The sequence below is a fragment of the Streptomyces sp. NPDC048290 genome, from assembly GCF_040652095.1.
Lineage (GTDB): Bacteria > Actinomycetota > Actinomycetes > Streptomycetales > Streptomycetaceae > Streptomyces.
In genome coordinates this window covers 74,654-88,895 of sequence record NZ_JBEZLM010000029.1, presented here as the reverse complement: position 1 = coordinate 88,895, position 14,242 = coordinate 74,654, and the positions used below count along the sequence as shown (strand labels likewise).

Sequence of the window (14,242 nt, the reverse complement as noted above, 5' to 3'; positions counted from 1 at the left end):
CCGATGGGTCCTCCCCCGCCGGGGCGTGGCGAACTGGTCCGGGCCGGGGACGGCGTCCCACGCGGGAGCGGGCTTCGGCCGATGGGTCCTCCCCCGCCGGGGCGTGGCGAACTGGTCCGGGCCGGGGACGGCGTCCCACGCGGGAGCGGCCTTCGGCCGATGGGTCCTCCCCCGGTGTCCGCCGCCCACGGTCGTCTCGGCGGTCTCCGCCACGTCCTGGAGGAGCCGGGCCAGCCGGGTGGCCGCGCGATAGGGGGCGCCGTTGAGGAGCGAGCCGGTGTCGGAGGTACGCAGGGCGGCGACGGCGGCGGGCGGGAGGTCGACCGGTTCGCCTTGGCGGATGGCACCGGCGGTGGCGTCGAGGACGGCTCCCGCGGCGGCGAGCAGCTCACGGACCCGGTCCCGCGCGGGGCCCTCCTCCGGCACGCCGAGCGCCGGATCGGCGAGGGAGGCGAGGACCGGGCGGATGCGCTCGGCGAGGCCGCGGGCGCCGTGCAGTTCGGCGGGGCGGCGACGGGCCTGGCGAGGGGTGACGGCGGCGGCGTCGCGGGCGGCCATCAGGGGCAGCGGGTCGAAGGGCGCCCTGGGGTCGTGCCGCAGCCTGCGCGCGTAGTCCGCCTCGGCGGCCAGGGCGTCGGCGAGGGCGTCACGCTGGGCGCCCCAGCGCCGTACCGGGAAGAGCACGATCAGGGTCGCCTGGACCAGGCCGCCGCCGATCATCGTCGCCGCGTGGACGGCGGCGTCGGCGACCGAGGTCGGCAGGGTGACGGTGACGACCATCATGGCCACGTTGGAGGAGGCGATCAGACCGGTCGTCGGACCGGCGGCCCAGCTCAGCCCGGAGACGAAGGTCCACACCCTCAGCAGGGTCAGGAACAGCCCCAGATGGGAGACGGTGAGATAGCCGAGGAAGGTGGAGACGGCGAGGCTGGCGCCGGACGCGACGGCCAGTTCGGGGCGCGGGCGCCAACTGCGCTGGAAAGTGGCGATGGCGGCCTGGAACGCGCCGAAGGCGGAACTCGCCGCGGTCTCCGGGCCCAGCGTCCACAGACAGACCGCGATGGTGATCGCGAGCCCGGCCGCGCCGCGCAGGGCGAGCAGCGGCTCCAGCCGCTTGCGCTCCACCGCGAGCCCCGAGCGGACGGTGGCCCTCAACGCCCGGAACCAGCTCATTCGGCCAGCGTAAGCTCCTGCCAGACCATCGTCATCGGCCACCCGTGGGGAACCCGTACATGCGCGCGCGTCCGTTTCCGCTCACCGTTCTCGCCCTCACGGGCGTTCTGCTGCTGGGGGCCTGTGGGGGCGGAGGTGACGACAGCGGCGACGGTGGCGGTACCGACGGGAAGGCGTCGGAGGCGGGTACCTGTGCGATCGGGGACCTGACCGTGGAGGCCGGTCCGGCCGCCGAGGCCCCGGCCGACGGGGACACCGGCAATGTCCCGGTCACGCTCACCAACACGGGCCCGGACTGTGTCCTGGACGGCTTCCCGGGTGTGCGCCTGGAGGACGGTGACACCACCGCGGACGTCCCGGCCGACGAGGCCGCCACGGCCCAGCAGCTGACGCTGGCGAAGGATGTGGCGGCGACCTTCACCGTCACCTATGTGCGGGGTACGGGCGTGGACGCGAAGCAGCTGCGGGTGAGCCTGCCCGGCGGCGACCAGGGGACGGAGCTGCCGTGGTCCTACGGACCGGTCGCGGCTCAGGGCGGGGTGCCGGACGCTTCGGTGAGCGCGTTCCAGCAGGCGGGGGACTGAGAGCCGGCGAGCCGCGAACGCCCGACATGTGTCCGCGTTCTCAGCGCGGTGGCAGTCCTCGCCGGGACACGACCTCCGCGCGGTCGGCCGCTTCGGCCCCCTGGGTCCAGCCGTCCGCGTCGGTGACACCGCGCAGCCGGGTCGTGGTGGTCTCGGGGAACATCCGGTCGGCGGCGTCGGTGACGGCGACCGCGCGGGTGGCGAGTACGGGCAGCAGATCGTCGCTCACCTGGGTCTCGACGGCTTCCGCGAGCCGGGCACCTATGCGATGGGCGTAGGCGGCGAGAAAGGACTGCCGGAAGGTCTTGGTGCGCTTGCGCCCGCCCTTGCGCTGGGCGGCCTCGGCCCTGGTCATGGCGGTGTCGGCCTGGACCAGGAGCGAGGTGTAGAGCAGTTCCACGGCGGTGAGGTCGGCCTCGAAGCCGACGACCGTGGAGAAACCGAAGGTCTCGTTCCACACCGCGCGGCAGTGGTTGGCGTCGGCGACCGCGTCCAACAGGACGGCCTTCGCCTGCTCGTAGGGCGCTTCGACGCCGATCCGGCAGGCTCCGGGCGTGTCGGGGGCGGGCGCCCGCGCGGCGAGCAGTGCCTCGTCCACGCTGTACCGGGCCATCAGTTCCTGCGCCTTGGCGGTGAGCGCCTCCGCCTCCTCGGGAAAGCCGGTGGCCTCGGCCTTGGCGAGCAGGGCGCGAATACGGACCAGGGTCCGCGACGAGGAGGCGCCGCCTCCGGTGCCGTCGCTCCCGGAGACCGCGGCGCCACCCCGCACCTCGTCGTCCAGCGGCTCCAGGGCGGGCAGACGCAGAAGCAGCCGGTACAGCTCCAGTACGGCGGTGGCGTGCGAGAAGCGATCCGCGCGGGGCGGCGCTCCGGCGGGCAGCGCGTCGAGCTGCCCGGCCCAGCGGGGTCCGCGCGGCCGGTCGTCGGGGGCCTGCGCGCGGATGAGGGCGGCGAGGAGGCGGGTGTGCGTGTCGTCCAGGTCGCGGCGCACGAGCCGGACGACGTCGGCGGGCTGCCAGCCGCGCCGCCAGGCCGCCGCGACGAACTCCCGCCCGCGCCGGTCGAGTTCGGCGTCGGCGGAGGGATCGGCCGCCAGGAGGGAGGCCGCCGTGTCGAGGGCGGTGTCGTCGCCGTCCGGGGCGTAGAGGGCGGCGAGGGCGCGGTCGACGGTGGGGGGCGGGGACGTACTCACGTGCTCGATCGTGCCATGGGGGCGCGGGGGCATGGAGGCGAAGGGGGCGAGGGGGCGGAGGGGGTGAGGGGGCGGAGGGCGTAGGGATGTGGGGACGCGCGGACATGAGGGCATGAGGGTGCGCGGGCATCAGGACATGGAGGCGCGGGGCGTGAAGCGTGGGCGTCAGGCGCCAGAAACCCGACCGTCAACCTTCGGTTGACACCCCACGAAACGCAACCTAAGGTTGACACATGGCGACCAACCCCATCACCACATCCGTACGTCTCGACGACCTCATCGCGGCCATCAAGACCGTGCATCCGGAGCCGCTCGACCAGCTCCAGGACGCCGTGATCGCCGGGGAGCACCTGGGTGACGTGGCCGATCACCTGATCGGCCACTTCGTGGACCAGGCCCGGCGCTCCGGTGCCTCCTGGACCGACATCGGCAAGAGCATGGGCGTCACCCGGCAGGCCGCGCAGAAGCGGTTCGTCCCGAGGGAATCGGCGGACCTCGACCCCAGCCAGGGCTTCAGCCGCTACACGCCACGCGCCCGGAACGCGATCACCGCGGGCCACAACGAGGCCCAGGCCGCGCGCAACACGGAGATGAACCCCGCACACCTGGCCCTCGGCCTCCTCGCCGACCCGGACGGCCTGGCGGCCAAGGCGATCGTCCAGCAGGGCGTCCTGCTGGACGTCGTACGACAGGCCGCGACGGCGGGGCTGCCGCCCGCCGCCGAGGAGGCCCCGGAGCTGATCCCCTACACCGGGGACGCGAAGAAGGTCCTCGAACTCACCTTCCGCGAGGCATTGCGGCTCGGCCACAACTACATCGGCACCGAGCACATCCTGCTGGCCCTCCTGGAGTTCGAACACGGCGACGGCGTGCTGTCCGGCCTCGGCATCACGAAGGAGGCAACGGAGGCGTACGTGGCCAAGGCGCTGGCCGCGTACACGGAGGGGGCCGGGAACGAGTGATGACCGGGTTGCCGGGCTCGCGGGTCGCTGGGGGTGGCCGAGCCGCGAGGGCCGGGGCGCTGCGGCGCTGACACTCCTGAACCAGGAGCCAGACATATCAGTCATATAGCTAGAAAAACACCCAAAAACCCTAGACACGAGAAGCCGCAAACTCACACCAAACAACCCATCACGGGCACTGTCAGACTCGGGTGTCACACTCGTGACATGGCCGATCGCTGGGCACTCGCCGCGGTCGAGGGTGGTGGCGTGGAGGTCGCCCCCCTCGGCGCCGACGGGCTGCCCAGCGGGCCGGTGCGCCGGGAGGCGGACGCGGCCGGAGCTGTGCGGGAGCGGCCCGATGTGGCGCGGTGGGTGTGGCGGTCCACCGCCGAGTTGTATCCGCGACTGCTCGCCGCGGGGGTGCGAGTAGAGCGGTGCTACGACATCGAGGCCGCCGAGACCCTGCTGCTCGGCCACGAGGGGCGGTACGGGGAGCCCCGCTCGGCGGGTGCGGCCCTGGCCCGGCTGCGAGGCGGCCCGGTCCCGGCGGACCTGCCGCCGCGACCGGCGGAACCGGGCACACAGTCACCCCTGTTCGAACCGCAGTCGGCGGAGATCCCGCTGGCCGACCTGCTCGCGGTGTACGCCGAACAGCAGCGTCGGCACGAGCGGGCGGAACACCCGGACCGGATGCGGCTGCTGACGGCGGCGGAGTCGGCGGGAACGCTGGTGGCGGCGGAGATGAACGCGACGGGACTGCCCTGGCGGGCGGATGTCCACCGCGAGGTGCTCCACGAACTGCTGGGCGAGCGGTACGCGGGCGGGGGCGAGCCGCGTCGTCTGGCGGAGCTCGCGGAGGAGGTCTCGACGGCGTTCGGGCGGCGGGTGCGGCCGGATCTGCCGGCCGATGTGATCAAGGCGTTCGCACAGGCGGGCATCAAGGTCGGCTCGACCCGTCGCTGGGAGATCGAGAACATCGACCACCCGGCGGTGAAGCCCCTGGTGGAGTACAAGAAGCTGTACCGGATCTGGGTGGCGCACGGCTGGTCGTGGCTGCACGACTGGGTGCGTGAGGGCCGGTTCCGTCCGGAGTTCCTGGCGGGCGGCACGGTCACCGGGCGCTGGGTCACCAACGGCGGGGGCGGTCTCCAGATCCCCAAGGTGATCCGGCGGGCCGTGATCGCGGACCCGGGCTGGCGGCTGGTGGTGGCGGACGCCAGCCAGATGGAGCCGAGAGTACTGGCGGCGATCTCCCGCGACCCCGGCCTGATGGAAGTCGCCTCCCACGACACCGACCTCTATCAGTCCGTCTCCGACCGCGCCTTCGCGGGCGACCGCGACCAGGCCAAACTGGCGGTGCTGGGCGCGATCTACGGCCAGACCAGCGGCGACGGACTGAAGAACCTGGCCGCGCTCAGACGCCGCTTCCCGCGCGCGGTCGCCTACGTCGACGAGGCCGCCCGCGCCGGGGAGGAGGGCCGCCTGGTCCGCACCTGGCTGGGCCGCACCTGCCCACCGGCGGCGGGCTCGTCGCGGGACGACATCGGGGACGAGGCCGGAATCCCGATGGACGACGGCGAGGAGGGGGCGAGCGACGCCGACGGCTCCGCCCGGACCGGGGGCGCCACGGGCTCCACCCAGGAGTGGGTGCCGGGCTACGCCTCCCGCTACTCCCGCGCCCGGGGCCGCTTCGCCCGCAACTTCGTCGTCCAGGGCAGCGGCGCCGACTGGACCCTGCTCCTGCTCGCCGCCCTCCGCCAGTCCTGCGCCGGTCTCTCCGCCGAACTGGTCTTCTTCCAGCACGACGAGGTCGTCGTGCACTGCCCGGAGCACGAGACCGAGGCGGTGGTGGCGGCGATCCACGAGTCCGCGCGGGTGGCGGCTCGGTTGACGTTCGGGGAGACGCCGGTGCGGTTTCCGTTCAGTACGGCGGTGGTGGAGTGTTACGCGGAGGCGAAGTAGGGGCTGGTCTGTTGCTGGACGGGGGTGTTGAGGGGCTGAGCGCGTCCGGCTCCCCGGTCCAGCCGCGGGCGGTCTGGCGGGGGCACTTGGTCCGGCAGAACGAGTGCTGCCTGATCCGCAGGCAGTGTTCATCGACTCCGTCCAGCGATCGGGGCTATTCGGCCGTCCGCGCCCGGGAGCAGGCGGGTGGACCCTCAGGACACATCCCCGTGCCAGTCATCATGGGTCGTCAGATAGCGCAGCCCGGTCCACTCCTGGGCAAGCCGATCCGAGCCGCTGAGCAGCGCGGCAACCTGTGCCTCGTACGCAGGCCCGAGCCCGCGGGCCAGTTCGGCCGCCTTGGTCACCGGCAGCGGCTTCTCCTTGCGCGGGAGCGGGGTGCCGATCCTCAGCAGCGCCCTGTAGAGACCCAGTGCCAGCCGGACCGGCGGGAGTTCGGGGTCCTTGGCGGCTTCTTTGGCGGCCGAGGTGGGGATGCGCAGTCCGGTGGGGTCGAGATCACCGAAGTAGCGGATCTCCGCGATCCTGCCGCGCCGAAGCATCTTGATGCCGCTGAGCGAGGCCAGGAAGGAGTTCCCCATCCCGCACACCACGTAGCCGACCGCGTGGTCGTCCAGTCCGTCCAGCGCTTCTACCAAGGACCAGCAGGTGGTGACGTTCTCCACGACCAGCAGGATGTCTCCGTCGCCGATCTTCCCGTAGTACCCGTCGTTCTCGGGGATGAGGCGCTCAGTGAGCAGTTGGGGCGGCACCGGATACGTGCACAGCAGCTCGTACAGCGCGTCGCGGTCCGAGAAGAAGGGGCCGCTCAGCTCGTCGAGCGCCTTCTCCTCCGCCTCGAAGAGCCCGGAGTAGGCGCGGCTGCCGTAGATGTCGAGTGATCGCTCTCGAACAGGCACGGGTGTCATGTCGGGTTCGGAGAAGAACCAGTCGCTGATTCCCTGGATTCCGGCCCGGGTCCTGGGACGCGCGTCGGCCCAATGGCTCGCCGCCCTGCGGGTCCGGGCATGCAGAACGGGGACGGGTACGGCCTTCCGGGGCCGTGGCACGGCCTGATGGTCCGGGAGCACCCAGACACCGGGCGGCAGCGCGATTCGCTCTCCGTCGGTGCCGCCCATGAAGGCGATGTCCCCATGGGCCACCAGTTCGTCCAGGTATCCGCGCAGGGCCGCCGACTCCAGTTCGCCGTCGCGGAGCGAACGAGGTACGGCGCGGAAGATCTGGAGCAGTTCCTGTCGCGGCACCTTGGTCCTGTGCGTGCCATCCCATTTCTTCCGGGTACGGACGTACTCGCGCAGCGCCTCGGTCAGGTCACGTGCGGGACGGCTCAGAGCGGTCATCTGCTACTTCCTCGGATGCCTTGGATTCCTCATGCCCTTCGGGTTCCCCGAGTTCCCCGGGTCCCTCGGACCCCTCAGACCGCTCAGGTCCGCCGGCCTCCACGGACTGCTCGGGTCCGCCGACCTCCTCGGCCTCCTCGGCCTCCTCGGCCTCCTCGGACCGCTCACCATGTTCGCCCCGCACGTCACCATCGTTGTCCCGCTCGGCGCCGCCCCGGGCGTGGTATCCGATGGATGTGATCACCGGAGAGTCGCCCTCCTCCAGCGGTTCGAGAAGGTGTTTGCGCAGGTCACCGACCACGGTCAGGTACTTGCGATGGGCACGCAGATCGGCGTCGTTGCGCAGCCGGATGACCAGCGGGAAGGAGTCCAGCACGGAGAGATCATTGAGCCCGGTCGTGTAAACGAGTTGCACGCCCAGCGCGCGGGCCACCGACTGCTGGAGCCGCAGAAGATAGCTCGCCGAGGCGCGGCCGATCGGATTGTCCAGGAAGAGGACTCCGGAGTGCCGATGGTGACGCACCTTCCCCTTCTCGTTGGCGCGCAGTGCGGCCATGGTGCAGTAGAGGATGATCGCCGCGGTCAGCACCTGCCCGCCGGAGAAGACGTCCTTGAGGTCGGAGACCGGCACCCGCTCCGTGCGCAGCACTGCGTCGGGCTTGAGGATGCGTACCCGGAAGCCCTTGGGTGCCACAGCTTCGGTCACTCCGCGCAGGAGCAGCGCCATGCCGTCCCGCTTCACCTCCTTGCCGCCCGCGACGGCTTCGGCCGTATCGTCCACCACGGTGCCGAGCCGGTCTTGCAGCGCCTGCTCGGGGACCTCGTTGAAGCGAATCCGCAGGAACTCCTGCTCGGACCAGTCCTTCAGGCCCTTCGGTAGCCGGGAGAGATTCTGGGCCCGTCTCAGAGTCCGCAGGGCGTCCTGCACCTGCTGGCTGAGCTGGAGCACGATCTGCCTGCGGTGCCGTTCGATGGAGTCCAGGTCCACGGTGAGACTGCGCAGTCTGGGCCGGAGGGTGTCGCTCCAGGACGCGGCCTGGGCGGGCAGCTCGGCCCGGGGACAGGTCTGGATGATGCTGCGGCTGGGCGAAGCGAGCGGCCCGAAGCGGTCCTCGGCGGCATAGCCGACGAGCAGGTCGGCCAGTGACCGCTCCTTGGTGAACGCCGCCTCGGCCGCCGCGCCGATCTCGTCGAGACGACGCTTCAGCACGCCATGCCGCTCACGTGCCGCAGGCACTCCGCCGTCGAACGGAAGGTCGTCCTCCCTCGGCTCGCCCGACCGGGACAGAACGGTGATCAGATCCGCGAAGTGGGTCGCGGAGCCGCGCACCGTGGCCGCGTGGGAGTCGGCCTCTTCGCTCTGCCGGGTGATCTCCCGCCGGACGCGGGCGGCCTCGTCCCGGTCGTGCTCGGCCTGTTCGACAAGACGCAGTCCATGAGTGACGTGCTGGGGTGGCCCATACGGTTCGAGATCGACGGGTGTGACTGGTTCCGGGAACTCCCTGAGGGCCGCTTGGCGTTCGGCGACCCGAGCGTCGGTCGCGGACAGGGCGGTTTGGCAGTCCGTGACCGCGTCGGCCGCGCGGCGCCGGGCGGCGGCCCGGCTCTCGGCGTCCACGCCGTCCGGACCGCTCAGCAGTTCCTGGGCGGCGCTCCGGGTCTCCGGATCGCTCCGCTCGCCGAGGTCGTCAACCGCAGCCCGCTCCTGTGCCTCAGCCTGCTCAAGGTCGACGAGGAGTTCGGCGCCGACGGCGGCCCGCGCGTACTCGGCGACCGCGGACTCGTACGCCTGCCGCAGCACCGGCAGCGGCTGCTGGGCCCCCGTGACCTCGCTCTCCGTGATGGTGTCCGCGCCCGGCAGGGCGTCGAGTTCGGCGGTCATCCGGTGCAGCGCGGCGAGCAACCGGTCCGCGGTACGTACATGTTCGGCCCGCTTGGCCCGGTGCTGTTCGGCATCCGCCCGCGCCTGCGACGCCGCGTCCCGCTCGCGCTCCTCCGCCACCCGAGCCTGTGCCGCGGTCGTCCGCCAGTCGGGCAGCAGCGCCTCCCACTCGGCGAGACCGCGCAGCGTGTTCCACCGTGCCTCACAACTCCGCTGCTGGTCGCGGAGTACCGGCAGGCCATCGCGCGCCGCCTTCAGCTGTGCCGCGATCCGGTCCCGGTCCTCGGTCCGCTCCGCCAGCGCCTCCTGGGCCGCGGCATGGACCTGTTCGCGGTCCGCGAGGGTCTCGCGCAGTTCGCCGAGCCGCCCGGCCGGATACTCCTGCTGCCAGCTCTCGAGGCGGGTGAGGAGCGTGAGATACGTCCGCTGCTGGGCATCCAGGTCCGAGAGGCGGGACCGGTGCTCGTCATGGCGGCGGCCGAGGGCGAGACGCTCCTGACCGGCGGCACGCTCGTCGTACAGGGCCGGGTGGGGTGGCACCACGAACTCCACGCCGGGCAGCGAGGGGCCGGTCGGTTCGGCGGGCTCGTGCATCGCGACGGTGGTACCCAGCGCGACCAGGGTGCTGGGCCACAGGTTCCGGGCGGCCAGCACCTCCTGGGCCCGGAGAGCCTGTTCGGGCTCATTGAGCAGCACGCCCGTGACCAGGTGCGGGACCTGTGCGAGGAGGCGACGGCGCTGCTCGACACGCGGCAGGCCGGCCACGTAGTCCCATCCGGTGAAGGCGTCGATGTCCGCGTCACGCAGCGCGGCACAGACATCCGCTGCCTCCGGGGACGGAGGGAGCAGTTCGTTCGTCTCCAGGGCGAGACGGGCCCGTTCGTCGCGGGCCATCGCGATACGGACCTCGACCGCCGCGGTCTCGGCTGCGTCCCGGCGCTGGGCGAGCTTGCGGGCCAGGGCCGGTGCGTCGGCCTCCAGGTCCAGCCGGGCGAGATCGAACAGCCCGAGGGGCTGGATCTCGGCTTCCAGCGCACGGGTCAGTTCGTCAGCGGTGTTCCACTCCCGGCGGGCCAGGTCAAGGGCGTGCTCGGCCTTGGCGGATGTCCGCTCGGCCTGCTGGCAGGTCCGGTGGGCGCTGTCGTGCAGTTCGGCCGCCGCGTCCGCCGCCGCTTCCTGCTCAGCGACCGCCTCCGCCTTCTCGCGGACGGCTTCCTCGGCCCACCGGGCACCCTCAGCCGCCGTCATGCCCTCGGCGAGCAGACCCTCCTGCACGGCTTTGCCGACGGCAGCCATGACCTCGTCGATCCGGCCGTCGAGAGCCTTGGCTTCCGCGTGCCTGTCGGCCGCCCGGCCGACGGCGATGTCATGGTCGGACTGGGCCTGCTCGGCGCGCAGGCGCGCGTCCTCCGCCTGCTGCTCCGCCACTGCCGACCGCTCGGTCAGGTCCCGCGCGGCCGTGCGTAGCGCGACGACGAACGCCTTGAGGGCGGCGTCCCTGGCCAGCATGGCTGGCCGGGCCTCCTCCTCGGTCCGGCGGACGAGTTCCCGCAGCCGGTGGGCGGCGGCCCTCGCCTCCAGAGACCGGGCGAGTACGGGCACGACGTCCCATGCCTTCTCGGTGGTGCGGGCGCGCTGCCAGGCTGTGCGCGCCTGCTGCTGTTCGTCCTTCGCGTCGGACAGTCTGAGCCGCGAGGTCAGCCGCGCCAGCTCCCGGGCCGTGGCCACGAGCCCGTCGTGCTGGGCAGCCGCTTTCCGGAGACCTTCACGCAGTGATCGGGCGACGGTCTCCCCGGTCTCCGCCGCCGCTGCCTCCTGGGCCGCTCGCGCCTTGATCTGCCGGACGAGTGCCTCAAGTTCCCGCCGGGCGGTGCGCTGCGCCTCGTGAGCGGCACGGGCGGCGGCGTGGGTGGCGGCGAGCGGCTCCAGAACCTCCAGCGCCCCGGTCACGAAGTCCCGCTCCAGCGCCAGTACGCCACGGCGGCCGAGTTTGTGTCCGTACGAGTGCAGCAGTTCGGCCAGGTCCTGGGCCGGGCCCACGGGGACGACGGCCGAGAGCAGAAACTCGACGAATGCCGCGTCGGTGGCGAAGGTGAAGACGTCCGCCGCCTCCCCTTCACCGGCGTTCATGGACCGCTGATAGCGGAAGAGTTCCGGGTCAAGGCCCAGTTCTACGAGACGCTCGGTCCACTCCGACTGGATTCGGAAATCACGGAACTCCAGGTCGGGATCTGCCTGCTGGGCGGCGTCCAGTTCACCGAAGAAGTCACGGAGCCGCAGATATCTGCCGTCCTCGGAGAGCGGCAGACTCTCCAGGGATATCTCACGCGTGGGCCGGAAGTGGTACCAGCGTTCCATGAGGTTCGACGGCTCGCTGGAAGCCTTGAGGTTCCGCCATTCGGCAGCCTTCCCTGTCACCAGACGCCGACCGCTGCGTGCGTGGGTCCATTCCAGCGCGATGTGCGAGACATCTCCGTCGAGGACAAAGCCGTCGAGTGTCCGTGGATTACTGGCACCGACGACCTGGCGGCGCCCCGGAAGCAGAACCGAGAAAATCAATTTGATCAGTACGGACTTGCCGCCGCCGTTCTCCAGGAAAAGTACCGTGGCGGGGGACGGGCGTCGAACGGGCTCCTCGTCCTCCAGGGAGAACAGCGCGGCCTGACGGGTGACGATGGAGGCGCCGACGCCGCTGAGATCCAGCAGGACGTTCTCGTACCGTGCCGACTGGGGGCCGACGGATTGCAGCAGCACGCGGGAGAGCTCATACATCTTCCGCGACCACCTCCGCAGTCTCCGCGTCCGCCGGCGCCTTCGCGGTCCTTTCTGTGGTCACCGGATGCGCGGCCTGGGCGACCGGTGGGACGACGCCCAGGGCCAGCAGTTCCTGGAAGGCACTGGTGGCGGCCAGCTCACGCACCTGGAGCTGATACCGCCGGGTGGTCGCGAAGACATCGTCACCGGCTGACTTCACAGGTGCCAGGAATCCTTGCTCCGCGAGGAACTTCAGGGCACGGGACACCATTCCCTTGGTGGTGCTCGGTGCCCGTCGCTCATCCTTCGTGGGAAAGCTCTCAGGTCGATTCGCATACACGTGCCACGCCCACTCCAGTTCGGGAGCGTCGCTGGGCACATCGGTCAGCTTCTCCTCCGCCGCGGCCTTCTCACGTAATCGGTCACAGGCTTCCCGGACCGTGGCGTCGACCACGTCGATGTTGACCCTGCCGACGTACTCGTCGTCGGCCAGATCGTCGGGGCGGGGAAAGCAGACGGCGGCGATGGCGAGGTGGATGATGCCGTGGAGAAAGCGCTCCGCGTATCCACCGTCCCGCTGTGTACGGCGGGCATAACTCTCCATCTTGGTCTCGAAAGGAGACCCACCGACCGCCGCGAGTGCCAACCCGATGTCCTCGTGTTCCCCCAGCACTGTCAGCCCCAGACCGGTGGCGATCCGGGTCGTCAGCGTCTGGAACGGCCCGTCGTGGCGGAAGCGCCGTAGCAATTCCTTGTAGGTGTTGTCCCGGCTCGGCAGCAGCCGCGGCCTCATCGCGAAGGCGAGCAGCTGGGCCGCCTGCTCGGCATCCTCATCCGTGAAACGGGATCTCATCACCGAACTCCTCGTAGTCCGCCGCGTCCGGCCCGTCCGACCCGTCTGGCGCGACATCGGCACCGAGCACGCCGACGGTCGACAGAAGCAATTCGTCGCCGCCGAACTCCGCGCTGTGCAGCGGCTCTCCGGTGGGCACGGCGACCAGCATTTCCGGTATACGCTCCCGCACCGCGTCCCCGACCGGCGGATTGAACGCGTGCGCGGCCCGGTGCATGACCAGCCGGGCGACTTGTGGCTCATATCGCCGGGCCTCGGCCAGCAGATCGCTGAGCAGCGCCGAGCCGTCGGGGAGCCGAAGGATCTCACCGGCCAGCCGGAAGTGTTCCGGTGTGAACAGTTCGGGCTCCGGCGTGGCGGCCAGCTCCGGCTGCCTGATCTCTCCGGCGAAACGTCCTGGCTCTGTGGGCGGTTGCAGAAGCCGGTGGACCAGGGAGGAGAGAGTCAGTACCTCGGGGGGTGCGGGTGCGACGCCTCCGCGAAAGAAGTCGCCCACCGGCCCCACCGCCTGCCCGACAGAAAGGCCGAGCAATGGCACGAGCAATTGTCCATGCAGATGGAGGGCGGCCCGCTGAGGTCGTCCCGAGAACAACTGCCGGTCCTGTTCCGCACGGAACTCGCTCCCGGCCTCCTGAACTGCCTTCTGCAACTGCATATGCCGACGGATGCAATCCCGGACGATGTCCACCAGTTCCGCGGCCCGCTGCTTGTGACGTGGCTCGTCCGACTCGTCCCGCGCGGCGGTGATATTGGTCAGAATCGCGTGCTCGGCCGCGTACCGGCCCTCGATGTGCTGCAACGCGGCCAGCAGCAAGTCCGGAACCACCCGCTCCCAGTCCACCGTACGGACATCCCGACGCGTGGCATCCAGATACCGGCGCAGAGTCTCCCCGTACTGCACGGTCCGGTAACGCGCCTGTTCTGCGGCGAGTTTGGCGTCCGCGAGGCGTCCGCGCCGGATCAGATGGTCGAGCTTTACCTCGGCGGCGATCTGCGCCGATTCCACATCCGTGTCCAGCGCCCCGACCAGAACATTGATCGCCTCGTCGGTGGCCCGCAGCGAGAATCGCCCATCGGAGGCCGACTGCTCCACCAGCAGCTTGAATTCGAACTTGAACCGTTCGTACGCCCCCGAATCACCGACGAGGCCGTACTGCCAGGTGAATCCCCGTTCGACGGTCCCGACATTGATGAGCCGCTGAAGAACCCACTCGGCAACCCGGGCATGCTCGGCCTCACCGCGCTCAGGCGCCTGCGCAGCGACGAAGTGCCGCACTTGTTCCAGCACTCTTTCGTGATCGGCCCCGACATCGAAATCCATCGCAATCGTGACCTGATCGATGATGTGGAGGGCGATCTCCGCCATGTGATAGACGGAGGCATCCGCCCACTCCAGCGATACCTTGCGTTGATCCAGAGCCTGCAACGGCGCGGTACATGCGAGTGCCTTGACGCGGCGAGCCAGTCCCTCGTCGGGTAAGTGGGACGGGTGAGAGTCGTCGTCCTGCACGATCCGTCACGCTAGCATCGCGCTGCGCCGAGCCACCCGGCGTTCACG

The 14,242-nt window shown here is 70.9% G+C and carries 9 protein-coding genes; 3 read left to right on the top strand and 6 right to left on the bottom strand.

The window, feature by feature from the left end:
- A partial coding sequence (locus AB0D49_RS35595; protein ID WP_362766180.1) for an FUSC family membrane protein occupies positions 1–1,173 on the bottom strand: 1,173 nt, incomplete at its 3' end.
- Positions 1,174–1,232: 59 nt separating this feature from the next.
- Between AB0D49_RS35595 and AB0D49_RS35590 the strand changes: the two genes are divergently transcribed.
- Positions 1,233–1,757, top strand: coding sequence for a DUF4232 domain-containing protein (locus AB0D49_RS35590; RefSeq protein WP_362766177.1), 525 nt, complete (start codon positions 1,233–1,235; stop codon positions 1,755–1,757).
- A gap of 40 nt (positions 1,758–1,797) precedes the next feature.
- Here the strand turns inward: AB0D49_RS35590 and AB0D49_RS35585 are convergent, their stop codons facing one another.
- The gene (locus tag AB0D49_RS35585; protein WP_362766174.1) at positions 1,798–2,982 is read right to left on the bottom strand and encodes a DUF2786 domain-containing protein; all 1,185 of its coding nucleotides are present in this window, start codon (positions 2,980–2,982) and stop codon (positions 1,798–1,800) included.
- 200 nt (positions 2,983–3,182) lie between these two features.
- Between AB0D49_RS35585 and AB0D49_RS35580 the strand changes: the two genes are divergently transcribed.
- Both AB0D49_RS35580 and AB0D49_RS35575 read left to right on the top strand, forming a co-directional pair.
- On the top strand, positions 3,183–3,911 hold the full coding sequence (locus AB0D49_RS35580; protein WP_362766171.1) for a Clp protease N-terminal domain-containing protein: 729 nt from the start codon (positions 3,183–3,185) through the stop codon (positions 3,909–3,911).
- 207 nt (positions 3,912–4,118) lie between these two features.
- Positions 4,119–5,855, top strand: a complete 1,737-nt coding sequence (locus AB0D49_RS35575; protein WP_362766168.1) for a bifunctional 3'-5' exonuclease/DNA polymerase — start codon at positions 4,119–4,121, stop codon at positions 5,853–5,855.
- A gap of 194 nt (positions 5,856–6,049) precedes the next feature.
- Here the strand turns inward: AB0D49_RS35575 and AB0D49_RS35570 are convergent, their stop codons facing one another.
- Genes AB0D49_RS35570 through AB0D49_RS35555 form a run of 4 tightly spaced genes read right to left on the bottom strand, consistent with a single transcriptional unit; the run spans position 6,050 to position 14,194 of the window.
- On the bottom strand, positions 6,050–7,195 hold the full coding sequence (locus AB0D49_RS35570) for a DUF2399 domain-containing protein (RefSeq protein WP_362766166.1): 1,146 nt from the start codon (positions 7,193–7,195) through the stop codon (positions 6,050–6,052).
- Positions 7,167–11,849 (bottom strand): hypothetical protein, encoded by a 4,683-nt coding sequence (locus tag AB0D49_RS35565; RefSeq protein WP_362766163.1) that lies wholly within the window; start codon positions 11,847–11,849, stop codon positions 7,167–7,169. Before AB0D49_RS35565 ends, AB0D49_RS35570 begins: the two co-directional genes overlap by 29 nt.
- Complete coding sequence (locus AB0D49_RS35560; protein WP_362766160.1) at positions 11,842–12,684, bottom strand: hypothetical protein; 843 nt, start codon at positions 12,682–12,684, stop codon at positions 11,842–11,844. The genes AB0D49_RS35565 and AB0D49_RS35560 overlap by 8 nt, the downstream gene beginning before the upstream one ends.
- Positions 12,662–14,194: a hypothetical protein gene (locus tag AB0D49_RS35555; protein WP_362766158.1), complete on the bottom strand. Its 1,533-nt coding sequence runs from the start codon at positions 14,192–14,194 to the stop codon at positions 12,662–12,664. The genes AB0D49_RS35560 and AB0D49_RS35555 overlap by 23 nt, the downstream gene beginning before the upstream one ends.
- Positions 14,195–14,242: the final 48 nt, after the last annotated feature.